Here is a 1140-nt window from a genome sequence, read left to right on the forward strand (position 1 = left end):
GTCGTGGGAAAGCTCTCGGTGCCGAGCACCCGGTCGTAATGGTCTACGACAGCTGCAACATGTAAATCCTTGTGGGTATTTACGCCTCCGACGACGTGAGACGTTTCTGGGTTGTTGGCCATTTGACGATCCTTTTCTGCGGCAAGAGAACGAGCATCGCCTCGATGAATGCAGGGACAGGACAGTCATGAGACCGGATGGTCAGGCCCTTCTTGGGTCACGGCAGCACCTTTGAGACAAGCTCACCGCAGGCGTTCCCGGATGATCGACAGGTCCAAGGAAAGACACGTGTCAGGTCGGTCGCTGTTTGGGTCAAACCAAACCGAGAAGCCATGCGGCACCAACCCAGCGAATGGTCGATCAGTGTTTGAGTCAAACCATCCGAGAACTGGTATCAATCGTATGACTATCGGTGTTCATAATCTCGGGCTTGCCGTATTTTGCGATGGCCTCTTTCAAAGTCTCAACACATAAGTCTGACTCCATGCTGTTAAAAAGCCGCCAGGCCAAAACTTTGCGACTGAAACAGTCCATGATGGCAACGAGATACAGAAAACCCCGACGCATCGGGATGTAGCTGATATCGACACACCAGACCTAGTTGGACCGAGTGACCGCTAGTCCTTTGAGTAGATAGGGCCAAACCTTGTGCTGTGGATGTTTCTTGCTGGTGTTGGGCGTCTGATAAATCGGCATCAGCCGCATTTTAGGCCCTGACGCTGCATGTATCGCGCCATCTGCCGCGATCCGTGCAGCGGCGTTTCTAAGAACTGCTTGTCGATGAGGTCCATAAATCTCAGGTTTTCGGCACTTTCCCCAACAGGACGGGAATACAGCACCGGCGCAGCAGTGCGCATTGCCGCCGCTGGCTCAGTTGATGATCCGCGCTCACAATTTTGTGCCTCGCGTCCCAAGCAACTGATGCGAGGCGCTCACTAAAAAATCCCGCTCCACGATCAGTTGTCCGATCTTCGAATGCAGTTTGGACCTGTCGCGTATTTGTGCCGCCCCCAGTGCTCGTTTAAGCCCCTTGGCGTTCGAAGGCCAAGGGGCTTTTGCCTCCCAATGCTGAGTGCCGACGGCGCGGGTTATAGAAGCCGTTGATGTATTGGAAGATGGCGGTTTCGGCCTGGCGTCGGG

The 1140-nt window shown here is 54.4% G+C and carries 1 protein-coding gene and 2 pseudogenes; all 3 read right to left on the minus strand.

Going from position 1 to position 1140, the window contains the following annotated elements:
• Nucleotides 1-122, minus strand: a pseudogene (locus BFP70_RS20785) (IS110 family transposase); the annotation flags it as partial.
• Between the two features lie 250 nt (nucleotides 123-372).
• Nucleotides 373-585 (minus strand): annotated as a pseudogene (locus BFP70_RS20425) (DDE-type integrase/transposase/recombinase); the annotation flags it as partial.
• A 436-nt stretch (nucleotides 586-1021) separates the two neighbouring features.
• The coding region (locus BFP70_RS20790; protein WP_218059680.1) for an IS3 family transposase at nucleotides 1022-1140 on the minus strand (119 nt) is incomplete at its 5' end.

This window comes from Thioclava sp. SK-1 (assembly GCF_001705665.1).
Taxonomy (GTDB): domain Bacteria; phylum Pseudomonadota; class Alphaproteobacteria; order Rhodobacterales; family Rhodobacteraceae; genus Thioclava.